Annotated in this window: 19 protein-coding genes and 1 pseudogene; 12 read left to right on the top strand and 8 right to left on the bottom strand. The window is 69.7% G+C overall.

The features are described 5' to 3' along the window. Positions 1 to 5: 5 nt before the first annotated feature. On the bottom strand, positions 6 to 611 hold the full coding sequence (locus DI276_RS39965) for a TetR/AcrR family transcriptional regulator (RefSeq protein ID WP_112273672.1): 606 nt from the start codon (positions 609 to 611) through the stop codon (positions 6 to 8). Between the two features lie 141 nt (positions 612 to 752). Here DI276_RS39965 and DI276_RS39970 point away from each other — a divergent pair, with 141 nt between their 5' ends. Continuing rightward, on the top strand, positions 753 to 1,406 hold the full coding sequence (locus DI276_RS39970; protein WP_198681208.1) for a TetR/AcrR family transcriptional regulator: 654 nt from the start codon (positions 753 to 755) through the stop codon (positions 1,404 to 1,406). Positions 1,407 to 1,502: 96 nt separating this feature from the next. Here DI276_RS39970 and DI276_RS39975 read toward each other — a convergent pair whose 3' ends face one another. From DI276_RS39975 to DI276_RS40000, 6 genes are all read right to left on the bottom strand, one after another. Beyond that, positions 1,503 to 2,663 carry a thiolase family protein gene (locus tag DI276_RS39975; protein WP_112273677.1) on the bottom strand — a complete coding sequence of 387 codons (1,161 nt, stop codon included), beginning with the start codon at positions 2,661 to 2,663 and terminating at the stop codon, positions 1,503 to 1,505. Between the two features lie 31 nt (positions 2,664 to 2,694). Next, positions 2,695 to 3,114: a Zn-ribbon domain-containing OB-fold protein gene (locus DI276_RS39980; protein WP_112274065.1), complete on the bottom strand. Its 420-nt coding sequence runs from the start codon at positions 3,112 to 3,114 to the stop codon at positions 2,695 to 2,697. Positions 3,115 to 3,133: 19 nt separating this feature from the next. After that, positions 3,134 to 4,252, bottom strand: coding sequence for an acyl-CoA dehydrogenase family protein (locus DI276_RS39985; protein ID WP_112273679.1), 1,119 nt, complete (start codon positions 4,250 to 4,252; stop codon positions 3,134 to 3,136). Beyond that, positions 4,249 to 6,822: a putative PEP-binding protein gene (locus DI276_RS39990; protein WP_112273681.1), complete on the bottom strand. Its 2,574-nt coding sequence runs from the start codon at positions 6,820 to 6,822 to the stop codon at positions 4,249 to 4,251. The genes DI276_RS39985 and DI276_RS39990 overlap by 4 nt, the downstream gene beginning before the upstream one ends. Next, the gene (locus DI276_RS39995; RefSeq protein ID WP_198681209.1) at positions 6,819 to 7,451 is read right to left on the bottom strand and encodes a hypothetical protein; all 633 of its coding nucleotides are present in this window, start codon (positions 7,449 to 7,451) and stop codon (positions 6,819 to 6,821) included. The genes DI276_RS39990 and DI276_RS39995 overlap by 4 nt, the downstream gene beginning before the upstream one ends. A gap of 95 nt (positions 7,452 to 7,546) precedes the next feature. Next, entirely contained in the window at positions 7,547 to 8,383 is an 837-nt protein-coding gene (locus DI276_RS40000; protein WP_112273685.1) for an enoyl-CoA hydratase/isomerase family protein, read from the bottom strand. Between the two features lie 121 nt (positions 8,384 to 8,504). On the opposite strand from DI276_RS40000, the gene DI276_RS40005 reads away from it, so the two are divergent. Then, positions 8,505 to 9,719 (top strand): acyl-CoA dehydrogenase family protein, encoded by a 1,215-nt coding sequence (locus DI276_RS40005; RefSeq protein ID WP_112273687.1) that lies wholly within the window; start codon positions 8,505 to 8,507, stop codon positions 9,717 to 9,719. 369 nt (positions 9,720 to 10,088) lie between these two features. After that, complete coding sequence (locus DI276_RS40015) at positions 10,089 to 10,340, top strand: hypothetical protein (RefSeq protein ID WP_198681210.1); 252 nt, start codon at positions 10,089 to 10,091, stop codon at positions 10,338 to 10,340. A 304-nt stretch (positions 10,341 to 10,644) separates the two neighbouring features. Here DI276_RS40015 and DI276_RS50515 read toward each other — a convergent pair whose 3' ends face one another. Next, positions 10,645 to 10,842: a hypothetical protein gene (locus DI276_RS50515; RefSeq protein WP_157985268.1), complete on the bottom strand. Its 198-nt coding sequence runs from the start codon at positions 10,840 to 10,842 to the stop codon at positions 10,645 to 10,647. 842 nt (positions 10,843 to 11,684) lie between these two features. Between DI276_RS50515 and DI276_RS40025 the strand changes: the two genes are divergently transcribed. The 9 genes and pseudogenes from DI276_RS40025 to DI276_RS52730 form a co-directional block, all read left to right on the top strand. After that, on the top strand, positions 11,685 to 12,608 hold the full coding sequence (locus DI276_RS40025; protein WP_232837244.1) for an AraC family transcriptional regulator: 924 nt from the start codon (positions 11,685 to 11,687) through the stop codon (positions 12,606 to 12,608). Between the two features lie 560 nt (positions 12,609 to 13,168). After that, the gene (locus tag DI276_RS40030) at positions 13,169 to 13,711 is read left to right on the top strand and encodes a (2Fe-2S)-binding protein (protein WP_112273693.1); all 543 of its coding nucleotides are present in this window, start codon (positions 13,169 to 13,171) and stop codon (positions 13,709 to 13,711) included. Beyond that, the gene (locus tag DI276_RS40035; protein WP_112273695.1) at positions 13,708 to 14,688 is read left to right on the top strand and encodes an FAD binding domain-containing protein; all 981 of its coding nucleotides are present in this window, start codon (positions 13,708 to 13,710) and stop codon (positions 14,686 to 14,688) included. Before DI276_RS40030 ends, DI276_RS40035 begins: the two co-directional genes overlap by 4 nt. An 18-nt stretch (positions 14,689 to 14,706) precedes the next feature. Beyond that, complete coding sequence (locus DI276_RS40040; protein ID WP_112273697.1) at positions 14,707 to 16,839, top strand: xanthine dehydrogenase family protein molybdopterin-binding subunit; 2,133 nt, start codon at positions 14,707 to 14,709, stop codon at positions 16,837 to 16,839. Between the two features lie 5 nt (positions 16,840 to 16,844). Beyond that, the gene (locus tag DI276_RS40045) at positions 16,845 to 17,849 is read left to right on the top strand and encodes an XdhC family protein (protein ID WP_112273699.1); all 1,005 of its coding nucleotides are present in this window, start codon (positions 16,845 to 16,847) and stop codon (positions 17,847 to 17,849) included. A 550-nt stretch (positions 17,850 to 18,399) separates the two neighbouring features. Next, positions 18,400 to 19,296 (top strand): SMP-30/gluconolactonase/LRE family protein, encoded by an 897-nt coding sequence (locus DI276_RS40050; protein ID WP_112273701.1) that lies wholly within the window; start codon positions 18,400 to 18,402, stop codon positions 19,294 to 19,296. 562 nt (positions 19,297 to 19,858) lie between these two features. Further along, positions 19,859 to 20,707: a hypothetical protein gene (locus DI276_RS50520; RefSeq protein WP_157985269.1), complete on the top strand. Its 849-nt coding sequence runs from the start codon at positions 19,859 to 19,861 to the stop codon at positions 20,705 to 20,707. Between the two features lie 130 nt (positions 20,708 to 20,837). Beyond that, a pseudogene (locus DI276_RS40055) lies at positions 20,838 to 20,990 on the top strand (pyridoxal 5'-phosphate synthase lyase subunit PdxS); the annotation flags it as partial. 368 nt (positions 20,991 to 21,358) lie between these two features. Beyond that, positions 21,359 to 21,592 (top strand): hypothetical protein (locus tag DI276_RS52730; protein ID WP_232837245.1); only part of this gene is annotated, 234 nt, incomplete at its 3' end.

The following is a 21,592-nucleotide window of genomic DNA, read 5'->3' on the forward strand; positions in this document are numbered from 1 at the left end:
TCCGCTCAGGTGGCCGGGTCGGCGATCCGCTCGGCGAGCAGGCCGACCTCACGGACGAAGGAGCGGTGGCCGAGCGAGCGGTAGACGTCGTCGCCGCGGACCTGTGAGATCGCCGCGGTCTCCAACAGCGCCAGCAGGCCCAGGGCGATCACCGCCGCCTCCGCGTCGGAGACCGACGTGCGGGCCTTGCGGATCAGCAGCACCAGTTCACGCACCAGCGCCGTACGGCTCTCCTGCCGCAGCGCCTCCGCGTCATGGCTCATACCGGCCGACGACACGAAGAACACGGTGGCGGCCGACCGGTGCTCGCCCAGCCAGGCCAACAGCGCGGTAACGGCGGGACCGATGTCGGAGTCGGGAGTATGGGCCTCGGTGAGCGCCTCCATCTGTTCACGCAGCGCGGCCGCGAACACCCGCATACCTTCCACCAGGACCTGGTCCTTGGAGGAGAAGTGGTAGTACACCGCAGCCGAGGTCATCTCCGCGCGAGCGGCGATGTCGGCCACCGTCACCTCGTCCGGCGGCTGGGTGGCGAACAACTCCGTGGCCGCCTCGATCACCCACTGCTTGCGCGAAGGACGGTGAGCGGCGCGGGTTCCGGATGTCGTCATGATGTCAAGTATGCCGGGAGCCATGAGCTCTGCAGTCACTTGTGCAGCTGGAATTACACGTTCCAACGTCGGAGTTACTGGATAGCATGGTCAGTACACGGGACGCGCGGACGCGGGTTCACGGCGGTCGCAGGGAGCATGATGGCCAGCACGGAGAACGGCAAACAGCCCGCCCACCGCCCCTCGCGACGGCAGCACATCATCACCGCCGCCGTACGGGTGTTCGGCCGGAACGGATTCGCGGAGACCAGCATCCAGGACATCGCCGACGAGGCCCAAGTGGTGCCCACGGCCGTCTACTACCACTTCGACGGCAAGGAGGAGCTGCTCGAACTCGCCATGCGCCGGGTCTTCGACCAGCTGAACGCGGTCGTGGAGGCGGCCCGGCCGGAGTCCGAGCCGGGTGACGCGGAGGGCCTGCTGCGGGTCATCGACGCCGTGTGGGACTGGGTGGAGCGGAACCCGGACGAGGCCCGCCTCTACCAGGTACAGATCGCCTCGGCCAGCGGCAGCGTCAAGGCGCTGAGGGACGAGTTCGAACAGCGGCACGTCCAGCGAGGCTACGACTATCTGCCCGAGGGCACCACGCGCAGCCCCCGGGCGGCCAAGTCACGGCACGCGACGCAGGCACTCGCGGTCCGCACCCTGATCAGTACGACCATGCTCGTCACGGCGCTGCGGGCCGAGGGAGGGCTGCTGTCCCAACTGCCGTCCCAGGCCGTGCTGGAGGCGGTCAGGTCGCTGGCGCTGCGCATCGTCGTCGCCGACCAGAAGCCGGCCGCCGCACAGACCTGACACACACGTCGGTTCACCGGGCAGCGGTTCGGTTCACCGGGTCAGCGTTCACCTGGGCAGCGGCTTCGCTCACCAGGCCACTGTGTCCGCCGCCTCTCAGGCCGTCAGTACCGCGCACGCGCTGATCCCGGGCGCCCCGTACACATGCGTGAAGCCCACCTGGGGAGCGCCCGGTACCTGTGCTCCCGGCGCCCGGCCCTGCAACTGCCGGACGACTTCGTGGAACTGGCGCAGCCCCGAGGCGCCGACGGGCTCACCGCCGGCCAGGCAGCCGCCGTCGGTGTTGACCGGGATCCGGCCTGTGGCGTCGGTGTCTCCGGCGGCCAGCAGTTCCTCCTGCTCGCCGTGGCCGCACAGCCCGGTCTCCGCCAGGTGGATCAGCTCCGAGCCGCTGTCGGTGTCCTGCAACTGGGCGACCCGCACATCCGCCGGCCGCAGACCGGCCCTGCGGAAGACCGCCTCCGCGGCGTCCACACTCGGGCTGCGGTGCGGCCCCGGCGGCAGCCAGGGCGAGAACACCTCGAACGACCCGAACCGCCGGGAGCGCAGCGCCAACGACGCCAGTCTGACCGGACGTTCGCACAGGTCGAAGGCGCGGTCGCCGAGGGCCAGGACCAGTGCCGCCGCACCCTGCCCAGGCGAGCAGAACATGTACTGGGTGAGCGGGGGACTGACCTCGGCGGAGTCGAGGATCTCCTGCTCCGTGAGCGGCTTGCGCCGCCAGGCCATGGGGTGCTGGGCGCCGTTGCGGAAGGCCCGTGCCGCGACCATGGCCAGCGCCCGTTCCGAGATGCCGTGCTCGTGCAGATACCGCCGGGTCTTCAGGGCGAAGAACTGGGTCGTCAGCATCATGCCGCTCTCGGCGTACCAGTCGCCAAGGCCGTAGCGGGCCGCGGACACGTTGAAAGCGCCCCGTTCGTGCTTGTCGAAGCCCACCGCCAGGCCCAGCGAGGCCTCGCCCGCGCGGAGGGCGTTGGCCACCGCGAGCACGGTCGAGGCGCCGGTCGCGCAGCCGTTCTGCACGTTGACGAACGGCACACCGGTCAGGCCCAGGCGGCCCACCAGCGTGTCGGGCTTGCCGGACACGTCGGAGCCGCCGGCCGCGTAGCCGATGTCCTCCCAGCCGACACCGGCGTCGGCCAGAGCCTCGCGCACGGCCCGCTCGGCCATGGCCATCCCGGTGACGGTCTCGTCGCGGCCGAAGGGATGCATACCGCAGCCGACCACATAAACCTCGTCGGACCTCGCCCTGGTCATGGATCCGTCCTGGTCGTCGGTCGGCCCTCGGTCATCGGTCCTCTTCCGGGTCCTGGCGGAACGCGAAGGTCAGCACCTCGGTCCCGTCCTCGTCGTGGTAGGCGGGCATCGTGGTGAGCCGGACCGGCAGCCCGATCCGTATCTCCCGGAGGGGCACCTCCAGCCGCGCCTCGACCAGCACCTCACCGAGGTCCACATAGCCCACGTGATACGGCTGGAAACCCCCGGACGGCGGCCGGTACGGCGGCTTGGGCGGGAACGCCTGGAGTGTCCACGACCACACCAGGCCCCGCACCGGCAGCACATGCGCGGACATGGTGCCGTCCGCACACCGGGGACACGAGTCCTGCCGGGGGAAGACGACGGTGTGGCATCCGGAGCACCGCGCGCCCACGAGCCGCGGGGGATCGACACCCTCGAACAGGCCCTCGGCCATGAGTCTGGTGGTCATGACGTTCCCGCCTTCCTCGTCACCAGGCCAGCAGCTCGGCCAGTCGTTCCCGGTGGTGCGCGGCGTCACCCAGCAGGACTGCGTCGGACTGGGCACGCCGGAAGTACAGATGCGCGTCGTGCTCCCAGGTGAAGCCCATGCCGCCGTGGAGCTGAACGCACTCGGCGGCGACGGACACGAAGGCCTCGCAGCACCACGCCTGGGCCACCGCCGCCGCTTCGGCCAGCGCCTCGGGCGAGCCGGCCGCCCGGACCGCGCGTACCACCGCCGACCGTGCGGACTCGACCTGGAGCAGCATGTCGGCGCACGTGTGCTTGACCGCCTGGAAACCGCCGATCGCCCTGCCGAACTGGGTACGGTCCCGCACATGGGCCACCGTCATGTCCAACGCGGCCTGCGCGCCGCCCAGTTGCTCGGCGGCCAGTGCGACCAGGGCCACGTCCAGCGCACGGGAGACGACATCCGCGCCCTCGCCCCCAGTGGTCAGCGCCCGGACCTGAGCGCCGGAGAAGGCGACCACCGCCTGGCCCCGGCTGAGGTCCAGGGTGGGCACCCGGCGAACCGTGACCCCCGGCCCGCTCGGGTCGGCGAGAAAGAGGTCCACGCCGTCGGCCCCGATGCCGGCCACCACCAGCGCCTGGGCATCGGCGCCGTCGAGGACGAACGGCACGGTGCCGTCGAGGATCGGGACACGGCCCTGCCAGGAGACGGCCACCGGCACGGCGTCGGACCGCCACGTTCCGTCGGGCGCCGCCACCGCCAGGGCGTGCACCGTGCCCTCGGCCAGCTCGGCCAGCGCCTTGTCGGCCGTACCGCAGCCGGCCAGCACCTGCCCGGCCAGCACGGTGGAGGACAGCAGCGGTACCGGTGCCAGCGTCCTGCCCAACTCCTCGCAGACCACGGCGATCTCGGCCAGGCCGCCGATTCCTCCCGCCGACTCGGGCAGACCGAGGGCTGCGAGGCCGACCTGCCGGCCGAGGGTGTTCCACAACGCGGCGTCGATGCCGGGGGAGCGCTCGGGCAGCCGGCGCACCGCCGCGGTGCCCCCGGCGTCCGCGCACACCGACCGTACAGTTTCGCGCAGGTCGTCCAGTTCGCCGTCCGACAGGGCCCTGCCGTCGGTCACGGTGCTCGTCATCGTGCGCTCCCGATCTCGTCACGCCGGTTGCGCAGGGCACTGTGCGCGGCCGCCATCCGGGCCACCGGCACCCGGTGCGCGGAACAGGAGACGTAGTCGAGGCCCAGGCCGTCGCAGAACGCGATCGACTCCGGATCCCCGCCGTGCTCTCCGCACACGCCCAGCTTGATACCGGGCCGCACGCTCCGTGCCCGCTCGGCCGCCAGAGCGACCAGGGCGCCCACCCCGTGCGGGTCGAGCTGCGCGAAGGGGCTGGCCGTCAGCAAACCGCGCTCCTGATAGTTGGCGAGCACCTGGCGCTCGACGTCGTCCCGGGAGAATCCGTAGGTCAGCTGGGTGAGGTCGTTGGTGCCGAAGGAGAAGAACTCGGCGTGGTCGGCGAGTTCGCCGGCGAGCAGCGCGGCCCGCGGGGTCTCGATCATCGTGCCGAACCGGTACGGAACCTGCACACCGGTGCGGGCGGCGACTGCCTCGGCGGCCCCGCGCACGTACGCGGCCGCGGCGGCCAGCTCCTCCGGCACACTGACGAGCGGGATCATCACCTCCAGCTCGGGCCGGACTCCGGTGGCGGCGACGTCCGCCCAGGCGGCGAAGAGCGCCTCGGCCTGCGCCGGGTAGAGCCTCTCGTGCAGCAGTGCCAGCCGCACTCCGCGCAGCCCGAGCATCGGATTCGCCTCACGCAGCGCGGCGGCCCGCTGCTCCTCGCCGGCGTTCTCGGCCTGCCCTGGGGCCGGCAGGAACTCGTGCAGCGGGGCGTCCAGCAGCCGTACGGTCACGGGACGGTTCCCGACCGCGGCCAGCAGAGCTCTGAAGTCCTGGTGCTGGGCGTGTTCCAGTGCCGACAGCGCCTCGTCGCGGGCCGCCGGGTCGGCGGCCAGGATCACCCGGCGGATCAGCGGCAGCCGCTCCCCGAGGAACTGGTGCTCCGTACGGCACAGCCCGACACCCTCCGCCCCCATGGCGACGGCGGTGCTCACCTCCGCGGCGCTGTCGGCGTTGGCCCGCACACCCAGCCGGCGCATGCCGTCCGCCCACTCGAGCAGGGTGGACAGTTCGGGCGGCGGTCCGGCGACACTGACGCTCAGCGTGCCCGCGTAGACGGCGCCGGTACGGCCGTCCATCGAGACGGGGTCGCCCTCGCGCAGCACCCGGTTGCCGATCCGCACCGTCCCGGCGGCCCGGTCCACGCGCAGCCCCTCGGCGCCGCACACCGCGGGCTTGCCGGCGCCCCGCGCCACCACGGCGGCATGCGAGGCGATACCGCCGGTGCCGGTCAGTACGGCGGCGGACGCCAGCATTCCCGGGACGTCCGCCGGGCTCGTCTCATGGGCCGCGAGCACGACATGGGTGCCGTCCGCGCCCAGTTCGAGGGCACGTTCACTGGACAGCACGATCACACCGGTCGCCGCGCCTGGGGAGGCGGGCAGCCCCTTGATCAGGAGCTCCTCGCCGCCGGTCAGCCGGAGTTGGGGGTGCAGCAGTTCCTGCACCTGCGCCGGGCTGATCCGGAGTACGGCCTCCTCGGGGCCGAGCGCGCCGTCGCGTGCCAGGTCGGCGGCGAGACACACCGAGGCCCGCAGAGGCGGCCGTTGTTGCGCGGCGGCGGCGAGCAGGGAGATCTCGCCGTCGCGCACCTCGAAGTCGACGGAGACGGGTGCGTGCAGATGACGTTCGAGGGTGAGCAGGGAATGCTCCAGGAGAGCTGTTCCGCCCGCGAGCCGGTCCAGCGGTTCACTGGTGTGCGGTGGTGGGGCGCTGCGGCGCACCCCCCGGAAGAACGAGCCCTGGGGAGAGAGACGGCCGGTCTCGGGATGGCGGCTGACCGCCGTGCCGTAGCCGGAGTGGTCCGCCGGGCCGATGCGCAGCGCCTGCACGTGCAGGGCGATACCGAGATCGGCGGGCAGCCGCTGTGCCTTGCGGGATCTTCTCGCTCGCGGTGAGTCCCACCGAACGAGGAGGGCACGGGCGGCCAGCGCGAGCTGCTGGGCCGGGTCGTCGGGGAAGGGCCGTGAACCGTGCTGCGCGACCAGGGACAGCAGCGCATCGACCCGTGCCCGCGGCTCGGGCGTGTCGAGGAGAGCGTCGTCGAGCACCGCGCCGGGCACGTCGAGGGCGTACTCGGCGATCATCCGCACGGTGGCGGCCCACACCTCGTACAGCGCGTCCTCGCGCCCGATGACGGCGCACAGGCCGTCGGCGCCGTCGGAGGTGATGCCGAGGCAGGCAAGGTCGGGCGGCAGTCCGGCGATCTCGGTCGGCGCGCTCGCCGACAGGCGCAGCAGCAACGGGCGGCCGGCGTCGCCGATCCGCCGCCCCGAGAGCTGTTCGATCAGGTCGACGGCGGCTTCGGAGGTGCCGGGTTCACACAGCGACGCGGAGGCGCCGGCCGGCACGGTGAGCCCCGGTACGACCGGCAGCCCGAGGGCCACCAGACGGTCCATCGCTGTGCCGTGGGCGCCCAGTTCGTCGGCGGCGAGCCCCCGGATCCGCCCCTGCCCGTAGGGCACCAGGATCCGGCCGGGGACCTCGGACGGTGTGAGGGGGCCCGTCTCGCGGTCGGTGACGCTCAACCCCGGCTCCTCCTGACCAGTTCCTCTTCACGGGCCTCGTCCTCGGCCCGGCTGATCCCCAGTACGAGCAGCAACTCCTGGTGCAGCCGCATCCACACGGTGTGGTACGAGTCGCACAGGGGCGAGGCCAGCCACTGCACCGCACCGTCGTCGAAGCGGTCGAGGGCTTCCTCCAGGGCGGTGAGGTACCGTCCGCTGCCTTCGAGCACCCGCTCCAGCCTGCGCAGCACGGGCTGGATGGCCTCGTGCACGTCTTCCAGCGACTCGCGCACCCCGGCGTCGTAGACGCTGTCGGAGTGGTCGTTGGCGGTGCCGTCGGGGCGGCACTGCCATGCCGTGCACACCTCGCGGATCTTCCTGTTGACCGGCAGGAAGGCCTCGTACGCCGCGGTGATCTGCTCCTCCTGCGCTGATCCCGGGGAGATCCGCAGGATCCGCGAGGCGGCGGCCTTGGCACGCTCGGTCGGCAGCGTCATCGGACCCTTCACCATCGCCAGCCCGGCGTCGACCAAGGGGCGGTGCTCCGACTCGGGCCTGCCGCGCCACATGCCACGCAGAACGAGGTCGACGACGGCTTCGCCGAGCGTGTCGTCGGGAGAGTCCGGAAGGTCCACGGCAGCAGATTGCATCGCCACACCTTTTCCCCGGTTCTGTAGCGACCGGTTCCCTCGGTTCTGTGTTGCCCGGAGGTTACGCTCCGGCGAGCCTGTTAGTGAAGAGGGACTCAAGAAACACCTTCCGGTTCCCTGTGCTGTGTCCGGCTGTTGCCCGTCCGGGCGCGGTCCCGGGCGGCGAGGAACGACGCCATGCGGTCCTGGGCCTCCCGCCCGTCCGCCAGGGCGGCGATCTGTCGCGCCTCCTCGACGAGGTGGCGGCCCAGTCCGTGCCCGGCACGGCCGCGCAGCAGGCTCTTCGCGGCGCGCAGCGCCGCACCGGCGCCGGCGGCCAGTCCGGCGGCGGTCTGGTGCGCCGCCGCGTCCAGCTCCGCGTCGTCGACCGACCGGGAGACCAGGCCCCACCGTTCGGCATCGTCCCCGGTCAGGACCCGGTTGGTGAGAATCAGGTCCGCCGCCAGCCGGGGGCCGACCAGACGCGGCAGGAACCAGGAGGCCCCACAGTCCGGCGTGAGCCCGACGTCCGTGTACGCCAGCCGGAACCGTGCGGACCGGCCCGCCAGGACGATGTCGCCCACGAGGGCGAGGCCCACCCCGCCGCCCGCGGCGGCGCCCCGCACGGCGGTCACCACCGGTACCGGCAGCTCGTGCAGGACCTGTATCGCGGTATGCGCGGCGGTCGCCACGGCATGCATGTAGGCACCCGTCTCCTCGCCGCGACCGGCGAAGGCGCGCAGGTCACCGCCCACGCAGAAGGTGCCGCCCGCCGCCCGCAGCAGGACCGCGCCGCCTGGGTCCGCGGCCACCTGGGCGGTCGTGTCCCGCAGTGCCTCGGCCGTTGCCAGGTCAAGGGCGTTGCCCCGCTCGGGGGCGTCCAGCCTCACCTCGACGACTCCGTCGGTGTGACGGACGACCCGGACCGGCTCTGTGCTCGCAGGGTGGCTCATAGGGCGTCTCTCCTGTCGTCATCCTGTCGCCGAGTGCCTCTCGGCAAGATACTGAAGACGCTATACAGTTTCTAGGGACGCGGCGGGCCCGATGCCCGTACGCCTGTCGGCGGGAGGTCCCGTGCCCATCCAGTTCGATGTCGATCCGACTGTTGCCCAACTTGCCGCGTCCACTTCCGCGTTCGTACGCGCGGTGGTGATCCCGGCGGAGCGCGCCTGCGGCGGGTCCGTGCACGACGCCCCCGAGTCCCTGCGGGAAACCCTGCAGAAAGGCGCCCGTGAGGCGGGCGTGTTCGCTCCGCACGTGCCGACGCGGTGGGGCGGGCACGGACTCGACCTGCGCGGGCAGGCGGTGGTGTTCGAAGCCGCGGGCTACTCGCTGCTCGGCCCCCTGGCGCTGAACTGCGCGGCCCCGGACGAGGGCAACATGCACCTGCTGGAGAAGGTCGCCACCGAAGACCAGAAGGAGCGCTATCTGCGCCCGCTCGCCGCCGGCGAGGTGCGGTCCTGCTTCGCCATGACCGAACCGGCACCGGGAGCCGGCGCCGATCCACGCTCCCTGAGGACCACCGCGACCCGGGTTCCCGGCGGGTGGCGCATCGACGGGCGCAAGTGGTTCATCAGCGGCGCCCGCGGCGCCGGCTTCGCCATCGTCATGGCCCGCACCGCCGGCAACCCCGGAGACCCAGGCGGCGCCACCATGTTCCTGGTCGACGCCGGTACACCCGGCATGAGCATCGTCCGGGACATCGAGACCCTGGACGAAGGGCTCTTCGCCGGGCACAGCGAGATCGTCTTCGACGAGTGCGTGGTAGGGGACGACCAGGTGCTCGGCGCGGTCGGCCACGGCTTCGAGGGAGCCCAGATCCGGCTCGGCCCCGCCCGTATGACGCACTGCATGCGCTGGCTGGGAGCCGCGCGGCGCGCCCAGGACGTCGCACTGGAACGGGCGGGCAGTCGCATGGCGTTCGGCTCCGTCCTGGGGGACCTCGGCATGGTGCAGCAGATGCTGGCCGACTCCGAGATCGACATCGAGGCGAGCCGTGCTCTGATCCTGCGTACCGCCTGGGAGCTGGACACCGGCTCCGCCGCCGCGCAACTCACCTCGGTGTCCAAGACCTTCGTGGCGGAGGCCGTGAACCGGGTGGTCGACCGGGCGGTGCAGATCTGCGGAGCACTCGGCATCTCGGCGGCCGACGCCCCGCTGGCCCGTCTGCTCAGGGAGGTGCGACCGTTCCGGATCTACGACGGGCCGTCGGAGACGCACCGTTTCGCCATCGCGCGCCGTGCGGTGCGGCCCTACCGGCAGTCGAGCGCGGGTGCCGCCGGCTCATGACGGCGTCGACGACGAACGTCCGTGGACGTGTGGCTCAAGCGGTTGCAGCGCAACGCACTGCTGCACTCCCGCGACACCTACGACTACTTCCTTCACCGACTGGGGCTACGGCCCCACGGCACTGACACCCGACCAGGAACCGGAGCCCTACCCGACGATCCCGCTGGACTTGGTGAACGTCTGAGAGAAGGCCGGACCGTGCCGACCGCCGAGGAGCGGACCGCACAGACACCGTTCCCCATCACCTACGCCATGGGAGGTACGCCGGGGCGCGGGTGGGCTGCAAGCGGCTCTCCCTTGCGTGATGCGGGACGAGCCGTCCCATTATCAGGAAACCTGTCATTCAAATGTGAAGAAGTAGGCAACGTCATGGCGTTCAGCTCGAGAGTCCAGGCCAGAGGCATCCAGCTGCTGCTCGGCCGAATGATGACCCGGGTGCACAAGGACCTGCGCTTCACCGACATTCCGAAGCGCACGGAAACCCTCCGGGTGGAGACTGGTGCCGGGCCCGTGACCTGCACCGTCTACCGCCCGACGGCCACAACCGGATCCCTCGCTCCTGTATACGTCAACTTCCACGGCGGCGGTTTCGTGGTCGGCCGCCCGGAGCAGGACGACTGACACCGGCGCTCCGGCCGGGGGCCTGACCGTCGCGACGCGTCGACTCGACGAGCCCCGGCAGGAGCATCCTCACCGCCGATGCGGATGACGCGTCCGTGCGGGTGACAGCCGGAACCCTGCAAAGCGCTTCCCGTTCGGGCCACGCGTTCGGCCACCGCGTCACCGCTCTGCGCTTGAGTCGAGAGTGGACGCAAGAAGAGTTGGCTGAGGTCGGCGGGTTTGACCGCAAACGACTGAAGTTTGTTGAGAGCCCAGGAAAACCTCAGGGCGCAGTGCCCAGCTGGGCGTACAGCTCGGCAGCGTCCTATGTGGTCAATCCGGCTGTCATGGTCAGCACCAGCACCGGATCGCCCTTGGCCCAGGACGGTGCCCCGGCACCGAGCACGGCGGTGCCGGCCAGACTGGTCAGTCCCGCGAGCAGCGTGCGACGACGCGTGGGGTCGGTCTCCTCGTCCGTCGCCAGGATGACGTTGACCCTAGCGACGGGACGTGGTGCGTGCACGGACCGTGATGCTGTGTCGGTGAGTCCGAGCAACTGTGGCGGAATCCGCAGGGCTTTGGCCAGGCATCGGAGGACCTGAACGCCGCGCAACGGCTGCTTGCCTCGCTTGAGCCGCAGATTGCTACGAGCTGGGCGGCATCCGAGCCGAGCAGGCCCGGTATGTGATCTTCGAGTGCCTGTTTAGCGAGCCCGACCACACCCGCTCGAAGCTTGGTGGTTCGCTCGACTACTTGAAGCCCGCGCTGACGCGCGTGCGGCAGCTGTGCCAGTTCGGTCATAGGCTGCGACTCCCTCCTCGGTAAACGGTGCTGACCAACGCCGCCCTGCTCCGTGGAGCTGGCGCGGCGGTAGCGAGTGGTGTGCTTTCTTGGGCCTCAAGAGCGGCGCGAAGATGGGTCTTCGCCGGAATCCGGTTCTCTCAGTCCACTGAGGACACGCTGGAGCAACTGCGGATCTTGCATGGCAACGCTTGCGCGAGCAGGAGACCTTGAAGCCGTTGACGCCGCGGGATGCCGGCTGGGACGAAGGCGAGCAGTTCCCACCGCCCAAGCGGGTTCCCGTCAAGATCGCCTACTTCGCGGCGAACTGACAGCGAGGCGTCGACGCGCGCCAGGAGGTCCTGCCCCAATGATCGCCGGCCTTGTCGGCTCTGCAGGGCTGGCGACGTGTCGATGTAAGAAGGCCGTGATGTGAGAACGGGACCTCACACATACCTGGACTCAGGACTGGGAAGCCACGGTGGGGGGAAGATCCGGGTCGTGATGGTCCTGCGGGATTCAGTCCGTCTCCGCTGAACCCCGCCTCTGTCGCTCCCTGGGTTCGTGGGGCTGTGCGGTGCTTCAATGATGACCATGCCCCTCGACGAGTTGCGTGCCTTGCTGGCCCGGCATGCTCGCCCCGATCTGAGCACGAACATCGATTCCGTGCGCATCTTCCGCGCCGATCGGCCCAGCCCGCCGACGCCGACCACCTATGGCAAGGTGCTGGCCCTCGTCGCCCAGGGCACCAAACGGTTCGCGCTGGGTGACCGCCTGTACGAGTACCGCGCTGGGGAGTACGTCATCGCCTCGGTTGACCTGCCGGTGACCGCGCAGTTCATCCGAGCCAGCCCGGGGGAACCCGCGCTCGGCTTCGGCCTGGACCTGCGGCCGACGGCCGTCGCCGAGGTGCTGTTGGCCGCGGACGCCGAGGAACTGCCGGAACTCCCGGCTGGCGCGCCGGCCAGTCTGGCCGTCAGCACCGCCTCCGCCGAACTGCTTGATGCCGTCGTCCGTCTCCTGCGGCTGCTCGACCAGCCCCGCGACATCCCTGTGCTCGCGCCCCTGATCAAGCGGGAGATCATCTGGCGGTTGCTCACCGGTGAGCAGAGCACCATGCTGCGTCAGTTCGGCCTGCCCGACAGCAGTCTCAGCCACGTCGCCAGAGCCGTCCAGTGGATCCGAGACAACTACGCGCTGCCCTTCCGCGTCGAGGAGGTGGCGCAGCGGGCGGGCATGAGTGTCTCCGCGTTCCACCGCAACTTCCAGGCCGTCACCTCGATGAGCCCGATCCAGTACCAGAAGCAGATCCGCCTGCAGCACGCCAGGCTGCTGCTCGCCGCGAATCCCGGCGACATCGCCGGGATCAGCCGTCAGGTCGGCTACGAGAGCCCCGCCCAGTTCAGCCGCGAGTACCGCCGGCAGTTCGGTGACCCGCCGCGCCGGGACGCGGTCCGCCTGGGCGCGAACGTCCGAACCGACACATCCGGCACTTCTCGCGACGGTTGACCAGAACTCGCGACTTCTTGCTCGATCCTGCCCGCTTGCTCCGCTGACGGGCCCTGCCGCGGGGGACTCGCTATAGCCTCCCCGGACAGAGGCACCTGAAGACGGTTCGCGGCCGGCTGGTGACCGGCGAGCAACGACGGGGCGCGTGAGGTAATGGGGGGTCGGTGTCGAACTGTTCGGGCGTCACGATGAGCTGGCACGGATTTCCGAGTTCCTTGACCTTGTGCGACAGAGCGGTGGCGTCCGGGTAGGAGTTTCGAGGCCGACGTCAGCTGCTCCAGTCTCAACCAGTTGCTGCTGCCTGTGCGCGCGGCTCTGGACCGCCTCCAGCCCGGCCCGCGCGAGGCGCTGTCGGTGGCGGTTGGCTTCGTAGCCGGTGCGCCTCCTGATGTCCTCCTGATCTGCAACGCTGCGCTGCTGCTCGTCAGGCCAAACAGATGCCACAGCTGCAGATATCGGCGCGGCCGGATTCAGCATGTCCAGGCAAGAGTTCGAGAGCATCAGGCTCCTCTCGGGCCTCGCCCGTTGGTTTGATCGGACCAGGCGAAGGGAAGAGCGCGATGACGAACGACGCTCGAAGTGAAATATCGTTGCATATCAACGGAACCACGCATCGGCTCACTGTCGACAACCGCAGAACGCTGCTTGACGCGTTGCGGGAGGACACGCGGCACATCGGTTCGAAGAAGGGGTGTGACTTCGGCCAGTGCGGTGCGTGCACGGTGCTGGTGAACGGCAGGCGCGTGGTGTCGTGCCTGACGCTTGCGGTCGCCGCGGAGGGTGCCGAGGTCATCACGGTTGAAGGGCTCGCCGTGAACGACGAGCTGCGGCCGGTCCAGGAGGCGTTTGTGCGGCTCGACGGACTCCAGTGTGGGTTCTGCACTTCTGGTCAATTGTGCTCGGCCGTCGGGGTGCTGGCCGAGCATGCGGCGGGATGGCCGAGTGCCGTTACCCCCGACCTCTCACCTGACCAGCCACACCGGCCCCTCGACGCCGATGAGGTGCGCGAGCGGATGAGCGGAAACCTGTGCCGCTGCGGCGCTTACCCGTCGATCGTGCGCGCCGTTCTCGAGGCCGCCGAATGTGAAGAGGTGAACAGGTGAAGGAGTTTGCCTACAGCCGCGCGACCGCGGTCCACGATGCGCTGACCTCCGTGGTGGGACAGGAAAACGCCCGGTTCCTGGCGGGCGGCACGAATCTCGTCGACCTGATGAAGCGCGGTGTCGAGACACCTGATCGTCTGGTCGACGTGCGTGCTCTGCCGCTCGACGGGGTCCACGAGGCCCGCAACGGTGATCTGGTGATCGGTGCGACGACGACGAACAGCGACGCCGCCGCTCATCCCGAGATCCGGCGCCGCTATCCGGCGCTGTCCCAGGCGGTGCTGGCCGGCGCGTCCGGGCAGCTGCGCAACATGGCGACGGTGGCGGGAAATCTGTTGCAGCGCACCAGGTGTGCCTATTTCGCCGATCTGTCGTCGGCGTGCAACAAGCGGGTGCCCGGCAGTGGCTGCGCCGCCGTGGCAGGCGTGCACCACAACCACGCCATCCTCGGCGCGTCACCGGCCTGCGTGGCCACGAGCCCGTCGGACATGGCGGTACCGATGATGTTGTTCGACGCGGTCGTGCATTACGAGACGCTGGACGGCAAAGGGGAGATTCCGATCTCGCGGTTCTATCGCCCGGTCGGCGACACACCGCACCTGGAGACGACGCTTCCCGACGGCGCCCTGATCACCTCCGTGACGCTTCCCAGCGCCGCCGCAGGAGAACGGTCGCGGTATCGCAAGGTGCGCGAACGCGCGTCATACGCCTTCGCCACCGTATCTGTCGCGGCGGATCTGGTGGTGCGCTCGGGCCAGGTGCGTGAGGTGCGCATCGCGCTGGGCGGCGTCGCCTCGCACCCGTGGCGGGCGAGGATCGCCGAGGAGGAGCTGCGCGGCGGCCCGGCCACCCCTGAGCGGTTCCGCGCCGCGGCCGAGGCGGAGCTCAGTGCAGCAAAACCGTTACCGCACAACGGATACAAGCTTAGACTGGCACGCAACCTCATCCAGTCCGTGCTGACCGAGATCGTCCACTGACCGGATGGGAGCGACAAGATGAACACACACCCACAGGTGCTCGACGGCACGGGTGCCGAGATTTCCGGGTTGTCCGCGCCTGCGATCGGCACGCCGCGCACCAGGGTTGAAGGCCGCGACAAGGTGAGCGGCAAAGCCCGCTACGCCGGTGACATCCCGATCGAGCGGCTCGCTCACGGCGCGGTCGTCACCGCGACGATCGCCAGTGGCCGTATCACCGCCATCGACCCCAGCGCGACACTTGCGTCGCCCGGTGTGATCGGTGTGATCGACCACCGCAACGCGCCGCGGGTCGACCCGGAGGCCGGCTCGCCCTTCTTCGGTCCGGACGGCCAGTTGCAGCTGCTGCAGGACGACCAGATCGCCCACGGTGGTTGGCCGGTCGCGCTCGTCGTGGCGGAAACTCACGAGCAGGCCCGTGCCGGGGCCGAGCGGCTGCGCGTGTCCTATGTGGAACAGCCGCATGACATCGCGTTCTCCCCGGGCCACCCGGCGGCGCGGCCCGCGCTGTCCGCGTTCGGCCCGGATGCGAACAAGGGTGATCTGGACGCCGAGCTGGCTGCCTCGGCAGTGGTGGTGGACGAGAGCTACACCACGCCCGCCCAGCACGCCTGTGCGATGGAACCGCACGTGGCAACGGCCTGGCTGGAAGGCGCTGTGCTGCGCGGGATCGACTCGAACCAGGCGCCGTACGGCATTGCGGCGCAACTCGCGACGCTGTTCGGCAAGCCGCTGTCCGACGTTCGCGTCCAGGTCGAGCAGGTCGGTGGCGGCTTCGGATCGAAGACCGGCCTCGGCCCGCAGCTGATCCTCGCGACAATGGCCACCATGCTCTTCCACCGCCCGGTGCGCGTCGCCTTGACGAGGGAGGAGGTGTTCCTGGCGACGTCCGCGCGCCCGCGGACCGACCAGCGCGTGCGGCTGGGCGCCGACCGCGACGGCAGGCTGCGGGCGATCGGCCACGAGGCCGCCTTCGAGATCTCCGGCAAGTCCGAGTTCATCGAGAACTGCGTGGAGATCGCCAAGACCCTCTACGCCGCCGACGCGATCCGCACCAGGCTCAACGTGGTGCCGCTGAACATCCTGCCGGTCGCTTCGGTGCGCGCGCCTGGGACTGCCCCGGGGTCCTTCGCGCTGGAGTCCGCGATGGACGAGCTGGCGGAGCGGCTGGACATGGACCCGCTGGACCTGCGGCGACGCAACGAACCGGAGGTCGGGCCGGTGTCCGGCCTGCCGTTCACCAGTCGAAACTTCCAGCTCTGCCTGTCCGAGGGTGCGCGCCAGTTCGGATGGGCCGGCCGAGACCACCGGCCGCGCCGTCGCCGGGAAGGCCACCTGCTGATCGGCACCGGCATGGCCGGCACGTCATTCTTCACCACCGCGTTCCCGTCATCCGCGACGATCACCGCCGAACAGGACGGCACATTCACCGTGGCCATCGCGGCGATCGACATCGGCACAGGCGCGCGCACGGCGTTGCATGCGATCGCCGCCGACGCGCTCCGCGTCGGCTGGGACAGGATTCGGCTGAGGATCGGCGACAGTGCCATCGGCCCGGCCTGGCAGGCCGGTGGATCGCTGGGCACGACTTCGTGGGGCTGGGCGATCGTCGCGGCGGCGAGGGACCTGCTCGAGCAGCTCGAGTCGGGGCCCGCGCTGCCGGTGTCCGTCACTTCCGACACCACCGAGGAAATCATGTCGCGGCCACACCGTGAACGGCACTCCTACAGCGCCGTGTTCGCCGAGGTGGCCGTCGACCCCGCCACCGGAGAGGTGCGGGTGCGCAGGCTGGTCGGGCGGTTCGCGGTTGGGCGCGTGGTGAACCCGCTGATGGTCCGCAGCCAGCTCACCGGCGGCATGATCATGGGCCTGTCCATCGCGCTGCAGGAGGAGGTCGTGCGCGACGAGGTCAGCGGCAGGCAGGTGAACGCGGACTTCGCCGGCTACCACTTCGCGGCGAACGCGGATGTGCCGTTCATCGACGCCGACTTCGTCGAAGACCACGAGCCCGATGACCCGCTCGGGATGAAGGGGCCGGGCGAGATCGGCACGGTGGCCGTCGCCGCGGCCATCGCGAACGCCGTCTGGCACGCCACCGGCAAACGCCACCGGGAGCTGCCGATCCGGCTCGACCGCGTCATCGAGGACTGACGGCCGTGCTGCGGGAGGTTTGGCCATTTGTACAGGTCAAGCACGACGCGGGTCAGGAGGTCGTACTGGCCCGCCTGGTGGATCGCGACGGTCCGGGTGCCCGGCCGCTGGGCGCCACGATGGCGATCGCTGAGGACGGCACGTGGCGCGGCTCGGTATCAGGGGGTTGCGTCGAGGGCATCGTCCTCGACGCGGCGCGCGCCGTGCTCGACGGCGCCGCGCCCCAGGTGACGACGGTCTCTCCGAGCGCACACCTGATGCCGTGGGAGGAAACCCCGGCGTGCGCGGGTGAGCTCCAGGTGCTGCTCACCCGCGCCCCCGACGCCCCGGTGCGGGCCGCGATCACCTCTGCATTGGCGGGTGACCGGCTGCTGGCGGTGCGCATCGAGCTCGAGCCGCCATACTCGTGGTCGGTGACGACCACCGCCGCGTGGCCGCCGTCCGGTGATGGCAGTTCCGTGTTCGTGGAGGAGTTGAGGCCGCGCAGCACGCTCGTCCTGGTCGGCGCCACCGACCTCGCCGCAACCATGGCGAGGATGACGGAATCCTTGCACCGCAGAGTGGTCGTCCTGGATCCGCGCCCTGACCACGTGACGTCCGGAGCGTTTCCCGCGACCTGCGAGGTCGTTCGCGCGTGGCCGGACAAGTGGATCGCCGGCAACCAGCTCCGGGCCGAGGACGCTGTCGTCACCTTGACGCACGACCCCCGCATCGACGACCGCGCCATCCGCGCGGCGCTGGAGAGCGAAGCGGGACACGTCGCCGCGCTGGGCAGCCGGGCCACTCATGCCCAGCGGCTGCGACGACTCGCCGGAGCCTCCGGTCTGGACCGCCTGAGCGGCCCGGCCGGCCTCGACCTCGGTGGGGCATCACTCGCCGAGACCGCCCTGTCGATCCTCGCCGAGGTGGTGGCGGTGGGCAACGCGCGATCCGGGCAGCGGCTGCGCGAGGTCCAAACGCAGATCAGGGTGATGGTGCCCGCGTCGTGTTCAGGACCTGCTGTGTCCTGAACACAACGGGCAACTGCAGGTCACTGTCGCGGCGGCCCGCTCGAGCAGGCGCTCGAAGAGCACACCGCCATCTACAACGCCATCCGCCGCGGCCCACGTCGACCGCACCCGCATCGGCTGTCAGGAGGAGGTCAGCCGCCGCGTCTTCCGGTCCGGCGCCGAATAACCCGTCTACCGCACCGCGCGCGGTGTCGCGGCTCCGTTGCGCGGCGGTCCGGTCGACTCGTGCACGATCACGTGTGGCAGCACGTGGATGTGCAATCCGGCCTGATCCGACCGTCCACTGTGGTGGTTGCGGGACAGGTACTGGTCGGGCTGCAGCTGGACTATCAGCGCGTCGAACAGCGATGACCGCTCGCGCGCTCGGTGGCGACCGGCCGGCGCGTCAGGTGCGTGGGCTCGTCGACGCCATGCTCACCGCAGCCTGCTGAGGGAGGCGGCAGACCGTCTACTTCGGACCATTTTCGACGTTTCCTGTTTCCCGTCATCGGCCCGTGAGTGCGCTTGGATGTTGGCCGGACGGGATTTTCGACGAACAGGAGTCCGCCTGATGCGTTCGATAGTTTTGGCATTAATGGTGCTTCTCGGGCTGACCACGCCCGCCGTGGCGACACCGCCCGAGAAGCTCATCGTGCTGCCCGGCGCGAAGTCGGCAGAGGGCATCACCGAAGGCAGGGGAACCACTTTCTACGCCGGAGACCTCTTCGCCGGCGACATCTACCGCGGTGACGTCAGACGCGGCACCGCCAGTTTGTTCATCGACGCGCCGACCGGCCGGACAGCTGTCGGCATGACCGCCGACGTCCGGCACGACCTGCTCTTCGTGGCAGGCGGATTCACCGGCCAGGCCTACGTCTACGACCTGCGAACCGGCAAAACCGTTGCGGTGTACCAGTTCGCCGAGGCCAACGCCGGCATGATCAACGATGTCACGCTGACCGCCGACGGCGTCTGGTTCACCGACTCGATGCAGGCACAGCTCTACTTCGTGCCGATCAGCCATTCCGGCAGGCTCGGCCAGGTCCGCACACTGGCGTTGACCGGTCCGGCCGGGGATACCAGCGGACAGTTCAACAACAACGGCATCACCACCTCGCCCGACTCGCGGTCGCTGATCGTGGCGCACAGCACCCGCGGTGAGCTCAACAAGGTCGATCCACGCACCGGCGCGAGCGAGACGATCCAGGGTGTCAGCGTTCCCGGCGCCGACGGAATCGTCCGTGACGGCCGCACGATGTGGGTCGTGCACAACAACCAGGTCAGCCGCTTCCGACTCGACCACCACGCCACGGCGGGCACCCTGGAGAAGGTCATCACCAGCCCAACCTTCCAGTCGGTCACCACCGCGGCGAAGTTCGGCGGCCGGCTGGCGGTCGTCAACGCCAAGTTCGACACCGGCTTCCCGCCCACGGCCGACCAGTACGAGGTGGTCGTCGTCAACAGCTGATCACGGCGACGCGGGCCCAGCACGAGATCGTGCCGGCCCGCGCCGCGGATCTCATTCGGTTCGCGCGGCCTGGCCGGTGACTGTGCGCAGCAGTGGCCTGCTCAGGCTGATCGCGCCGAAGAGGATCGCGGTGCCGGCACCGAGGCAGACTGTCAGCATCACCATGCCGCCGACCTGGAAACTTCCCCCGAATTCCTTGCTGGCCTTGAGTCCGATGGTCGCACCGATTGGCCGTGGTCATCGCGGCGAGGGCGGTCAGCGGGATGAGCGTCTGCCGGAACCGGGCGCCGTCGAGTACGCGCAACGGCGTGCCTGCCGGGTGAAGTAGTCCGTGCACGCGGCGGCGTTCCAGCGTGCCGGGCGCAGCGGTGAGTCCGGCCGATGCGGCGGCGATCGCGAAGTTCATCGCGCCTGGCGACTCCGAGAAGGAGTGGATCTTCGGGTTTGCAACCAACTGAGGCCAACGCGCTTGATTTGCAGTCAAGTGCGCCCAACCGCGGCCAAGGCGGACAACGTTTGGTGGCCCAATCTCGCGCTGGTCGCCTCCCTCAACGTGGAACTAGTGACATACCCGAACACCGGCGTGATCGACATACCGCTGACCGTTGCGAACCCCGGAGAACAGGCGCTGACGATCCGGCCGCAGCTGCCGCAGGACGCGCGGTTCAGCGTCGCCGACGGTTCGGATGTCGTCATCAACAGCGGAGGTACGAAGGAGCTCCGGCTCAGATTCGACACCTCTGGCGTCAGCACACCGGGAACGTACGTGGCCACGGCTGTGTACGTTCATAGCGAAGCAGGTGTGCTCGGCTCGACGCAGGTAGCAGTGAAGGTGCCTTCACCCGGCGACCTTGGTGCAGGTGCGTGTGAACAGGCGCGACAAGCACGTGGCGAGGCAGACCTGAAGCCTTACCAGGCGCCGGCACTCGACGCGTTCCTCCGTACCTGCCAGACCATGCCCATCAGCATCGACATCAAGCCTGGCGACAGTCAGAACGTGATCAACAGCAAGACGATGGGCAAGGTTCCTGTCGCCGTGCTTGGCAGCGCGACGTTCAACCCGACCACAGCGATCAAGACGGGCTCGTTGACGTTTGGTCAGCAGGGCACGGAACCTGGTCTGGCGTCCTGCAACGAGAAGGGTGAGGACGTCAACGGCGACGGCCACGTGGACTTGCTCTGCCACTTCCAGGTCAAGGTGACTGCACTGACGACCGCCTCCGCCACCGGGGACAGTAAAACGTTCGGTGTAACTCCTGATCATGGAAGTGCACCTGATGACCGACGTGATGTCCGGCGTGCAGAACGCCGAGTACCCGAAACCCGCGACCGGCATGGACGGCCTGGACGAGCAGTTCGTCGCGCAGTTGCTGAGCAGCGCCAAAGCGAGCGGGCTGAAGCCGACCGGTGAGGGACACGCACAGCGCGCCGGTTGGTCCTTCCCGGTGGCCGACGGTAACGCGGAGCCACGAAAAGCAGGCGCTCCTCATCGCCTGCTGCCGATGGTCAAGAACTTCGCGGAACTGTGTGCTGCCTATGACGCCCAGCGCGCCGAGGCCATCGTGAAGGCCACCACCTTCTACGATGACGCGGATGTCATCGCCAAGGTCTCGCGTGGCCTGGGTGAGGCCATGGTCGGAATCAACGTCGACGACATCCCGGAGCCGCACCGCCTCGCCGAGCGCGGCTGGTAGGACTTCCGAACAGAGAGGCGCACCCGCGTCGGGTGCGCCTCTCTGTTGTTCCGGAAAGGCGTTGACCATCAACACAAGACCGATCAACTTGGCCTGGATTACCTGGGGCACAGTGGATGAGTCGTACCAATAAGGCCGGGGCCGCAAGCTGCGACCGTCCTGAACAGGCATCCGACTGGGCTAGTCCGACTCATTCTCGTCAACATGTACTACCTATTGACGGCCGCAGGCGCCGAGCCCTACCTTGGGACCTGCGCGCTCCCTGTCCTCGACTCGACGAGCACCTGTGACAGCCCTGGTCCACTGTGGACTCAATGTTGGCCCGCCGCCATTACTGAGAACTCTTCGCCAGGACAAGGAGTTCAAGCATGGCGCGAGTTTTGCTGCGGGCCGTGGTCGCGGTGGTGCTGGCCGCGGCCGGGGTGACGACACCGGTCCCGGCGGCTGGTTCCGCCGCTCCGGTGCCGGACGTGAACGGGGTCGCGGCGGGCAACGCCGCGATCGGGTCGGTCGACCTGGCCGGCAGGTGGAGCTTCACGCCGGCGGGCCGGCCGGCTACGACGATCACCGTGCCCGGTGGTGGCTGGTACAAGCAGGGCTTC

Origin of the sequence: Lentzea terrae (genome assembly GCF_003265345.1) — a bacterium.
Classification (GTDB): Bacteria; Actinomycetota; Actinomycetes; order Mycobacteriales; family Pseudonocardiaceae; genus Lentzea; species Lentzea terrae.